Genomic DNA, 4,259 nt, shown 5'->3' with positions numbered 1-4,259 from the left:
AACGGCCAACTCCCCCAATCAGTGTTGAAGGGGCAAACGCCCATCAACGCGCTCAAGGACTGGCAAAGGCAAAGGCCGGACATCTTCAAGAAGCGGCCGTATAATCACGCGGGATGTGACAAGTAGCTCAGAAGTTCAGTATCAACGCTCTTTCAAAACAAGAAAATTTTGATATGTACCACCGGTGTGTTGCCAGTTGTACTATGGGCGTGGGCGGTCATTATGCTATCTAACGTATTTATATCCATAGAGTTGATTTATCACCTTAGGTGGTCCCGGACGAGGCTGAGCGGAACAGTCCTTCACCCCCGGTGCTGCACTTATTTTATGTTTCCCCCTGTGTCTTTGATAGTTTGGTGTTGAAGCGAATGAAGCAGTGGACCGCGTTTGAAGCCGCCGTCATGAACCTATCTGCCGTGCTTCGTTTTCAATGTTTAGGAGACCGCGCTTGGACTGTCCGCCGTCATCTCCTCCATGCCTCTCGGCAGGTGCACGAGGCTGTGCGGCGGAGGTCAGCTTATTGGTTGTTCCAGTTCGGGCAACGCAGGCCCAAAGTCCTGATGGGGGTTCTGTTGCCGTTGCGATGGACTGCGCCACATCACATCGCGGCGGCCCAGATGCATGCCATGCTGACCGCGCGGACGTCTGGATGGCACAAGGCAGCCCCCCTCTTCCTGCAAATCGAAAGAGAACGAGGCAGCCAGTCTACGGCGCTGCCGCATTTTTTGCTGGCTCCTCCTCGCGTGGCGCCGGAGTTTCACCTTTGTGTTCCTCAAAGCGATCGCCCGGTAGACCTGCCACCGGATCTGGCCCGACTTATTGTCGTCTACACTACCTGCTTTGGGAGGAGATCCTCTCCTCCACCTATTGTGGGGCAGCCCAAGGGACTTCGCTTCTTGTGCTTTGCTGACGTTCCCATGGAGGTCACGGGCTGGGAGGTCATCGTCACTCCCGACCATGCGGCGAGCGAAACTTTTGCCGCCATCTGCCCTCACCGCCTGTTGACGGAAGCTGCGCCCGATGCCGAATGGTCGCTTTTCCTCGAAAGCAGCCGGATCCCGCTTGGCAACCTGCACACTCTGATCACACGCTGGCTGATAAAACAGGACATTGCGCTCTGGCGACACCCTGCAGCGAGCGATTGGCGGGGACTTGTTGAGTATTCGCTGCTAACGGGCCGGCATCCTGCTGCGGCGGTCTTGGCACAGGCAAAGAAATATCAATCAGCAGACGCTCACGAGAAGCATACCGCATGCGATACGGGAATGATCTGGCGGAGGCATGCCAACGTCGCCGTCAAAGCTCAGATGGACGCATGGTGGGCATTGCAAGAGGCAGAGCCGAAAGGAGACCCGGCGCTATCACTGCATCGCCTGACGCAGCAAGATCACTTCCCGACCGAGATGATCGCTCAGTTGCCTTCCGCGCTTGGCACGGCCGAAGATAATATCTTTTTTGCGCGCAACGTGCCGGATCTTCTGGCATTGCAGCCGCGCTTGCAGTCTCCGGGGCTGCAAACACATAAGATCCCCATTACGTTCCTTTTTGCTGAACAGCGCCGGCAGTCAGGGATCACGCTGATGCGTGCCCGGCAGCTCAGCCAGATGGTCGCAACAGCCTACCCTGACCGTTATGAGGTGACTTTGCGCTCAGACATCGGTTCTGTTCGGGATCAGGTAGTGATTGTCAACCGCGGAGCAATCGAGTTCAATTCTCGCGAGGATCTTGACGAACTGCGGGGCCGGAACATTGCGTCGATCAGCGACTGGCTGGATTTGCCGGTCAGGCCAAAGACAATCCCGGTGTTCGATGCGCATATGACACTGTGCCTGCCGCAGACCATTGCACTAAACAAGCTTTACCCGAATACGCCCGCCTTTCATGTCACCCATCACGTCAATCCGGCTGTTCCCGAATGCACCGGCCCGACCGATAGGCTGCGGACCGGCTATTTTGGGCGCTTTGCTAACACTTCCTGTCCTAACAGTCTGTCCACGATGATCGAACTGGTCAACGTAGTGGATGCAAGCTTCACCCCCTCCGAATGGGCACGGCAGGCCCCGATGTACAACTGCCACTGGATCATCCGCGAGATTGACCACCTTCAGGAGTGGAAACCTTTCTTGAAAGGATTTGTCGCCGCGCGATGCGGGGCTGTGGTGATCGTCACACGCGACGACATGAACGCCATGCATTACTTGGGGGATGACTATCCTTTTTACGCCGACAGCCTTGCGACGGCAGATCTAGAAATGGCTTGGTTGAAAGCCGCTTCGGCCTTCGGCAGCAAGGAATGGGGCAAGGCGCAGGCGATCATGCGTCAGGTCAAGGAACGAAGCTCGGACCGGCAGGTTATGGTGGAGTTCAAGTCGATGCTGGACGAGATACTCTCATGAACATTACAGTGCCCGCCGGTCCTCGGTAGTCAGTTCCAGATGCGCCAAGGCGGGTTGTTGCTATCCCACATAGATTGAAGAAGGTTCTTGTCCCTCAGCGTGTCCATGTTCTGCCAGAAGCCTCCGTGGCGGAAGACTGACAGTTGCCCTGAAGAGACAAGGCCTTGGAGGGGCGCCTCCTCCCAGACGGTGCTGTCCCCTTCGATCAGGTCGAAGATGGAAGGTTCCAGCACGAAAAAGCCGCCGTTGATGGTTTGTCCGTCAAGGACACTTTTCTCGCGGATTGCGTTCACACGGGTCACATCCTCGGACAGGTCAAGTGTGCCGAAACGCCCCGGTTGCCGGACTGCGGTCACCGTTGCCATAGTGCCCTGCTGCCGATGAAATTCCACCAGCTTACCGATGTCGATATCGCTTACGCCATCTCCATAGGTCAGGCAAAACGTCTCGTTGCCGACATACGGTGCGATGCGCTTGATCCGCCCGCCAGTCATCGTTTCAAGGCCGGTATCGGCAAGTGTCACGCGCCAGGGCTCGATGGCGGTATGGGTAATTTCGACGCTATTCGAGCTTAAGTCGATGGTGAAGTCGCTGTTGCGGTTGAAGTAGTTCAGAAAATACTCCTTGATGAGCGTTCCCTTATAGCCGCAGCAGATAACGAAATCGGTGATACCGTGTGCACCGTATATTTTCATAATGTGCCAAAGGATCGGGCGCCCCCCAATCTCAAGCAAGGGTTTGGGCACGACGCCCGTTTCCTCGCTAAGCCGGGTGCCGTAACCTCCGGCAAGAATGACAGCCTTCATCGTGTTGCTCCTGCAAGTCTTCCATCAAAAAATCAACCGATTACCCGCTGCGAAAGATGTTCCGCTTGCGTGCAATTCAGACAAGTCAATCTGCCGCGCCCGCATGAAAGCGCGTGCGGTGGATCGGCACATAGATTCTCATCTCCCTGTTTCGTGGCATTACAATATTTGCAGTTTTCTTGGATCCGCAAGGGCTTGTTGAGCTTCTTATCTTCGAGGCCGAGGATCCTCCCTTGCCTCTGACTTCAGGCGACGGCTCTGCTCTCGGCCTATCCAAGGTCCGAACGGCGGTTCATGATGGCGATGCGGATCCGGATCTTTGCGGTTTGGCAATCTGAATCGCTTGACATGATCCGCTCTCCAAAGAGCATGAGGCGGTTCATCTAAGTTTCGATAAAACTCCGGACATGACAGCCGGCTGACCAACGCGCCTGCGACAGTGGTGCCCGACAGGGCTCGTAGGAGAGCGCCAGCCAAGCCCACAGGATTGCTAGGTCATGTTGACAAATGGCGGAGCCAGAGGCGGATGGATGTAACGTCGATGAAGCCCAGGAAGCTTTCGGCGGTCTTGTCGTAGCGAGTGGCGACACGGCGAGCGTTCTTGAGCTTGTTGAAGCACCGCTCGACGAGGTTGCGGAGCCGGTAGAGCTTCCGATCAATTTTTACGCGCAGCTTTCGGAATTTTTGCATGGGGATCACCGGCAAGACGTTACGATCCTCCATGGTTTAGCGAACTCTGTCAGCGTCATATCCACGATCCGTCAGCAGGACGTGGGGCTCGGGCAGGTTGCTGTCCACGACCAGATCGAAACCCAGATAGTCCGAGGTCTGTCCCGGCGCGATGTCCGACCTCATGGGCAGGCCTGCCGCATTGACCCGCAGATGGATCTTGGACGTGAAGCCACCTCGAGAGCGGCCGAAACCTTGGCGTGGAGTCCCCCCTTTATGGATGGCCCGCCCCTCCCGCCGATCTCCGTGTAGGATGTCGGTGTTCAATGGAGGAAGGAGCGGATCATGAGCATTGTGATCGTTGGCATCGACCTGGGCAAGAACAGCT

2 protein-coding genes and 1 pseudogene are annotated in these 4,259 nt (G+C 56.4%); 1 reads left to right on the top strand and 2 read right to left on the bottom strand.

Going from position 1 to position 4,259, the window contains the following annotated elements; genetic code table 11:
- Nucleotides 1-917: 917 nt before the first annotated feature.
- Complete coding sequence (locus OC184_RS19545; protein ID WP_265508843.1) at nucleotides 918-2,396, top strand: hypothetical protein; 1,479 nt, start codon at nucleotides 918-920, stop codon at nucleotides 2,394-2,396.
- Nucleotides 2,397-2,425: 29 nt separating this feature from the next.
- Here the strand turns inward: OC184_RS19545 and rfbF are convergent, their stop codons facing one another.
- A complete protein-coding gene (gene rfbF / locus OC184_RS19540) occupies nucleotides 2,426-3,202 on the bottom strand; it encodes a glucose-1-phosphate cytidylyltransferase (protein WP_265508841.1) in 777 nt (258 codons plus the stop codon).
- 495 nt (nucleotides 3,203-3,697) lie between these two features.
- A pseudogene (locus OC184_RS19530) lies at nucleotides 3,698-4,147 on the bottom strand (IS5 family transposase); the annotation flags it as partial.
- Nucleotides 4,148-4,259 lie beyond the last annotated feature (112 nt).

The sequence above is a fragment of the Paracoccus rhizosphaerae genome, from assembly GCF_026162645.1.
Taxonomy (GTDB): domain Bacteria; phylum Pseudomonadota; class Alphaproteobacteria; order Rhodobacterales; family Rhodobacteraceae; genus Paracoccus; species Paracoccus rhizosphaerae.
The sequence above is the reverse complement of the archived record's forward strand: the minus strand, read 5'-3'. Positions and strand labels throughout refer to the sequence as shown.

Coding starts and splice junctions, on each gene's coding strand:
- OC184_RS19545 (WP_265508843.1), top strand. CDS start 918: ATGGAGGTCACGGGCTGGGAGGTCATCGTCACTCCCGACCATGCGGCG.
- rfbF (WP_265508841.1), bottom strand. CDS start 3,202: ATGAAGGCTGTCATTCTTGCCGGAGGTTACGGCACCCGGCTTAGCGAG.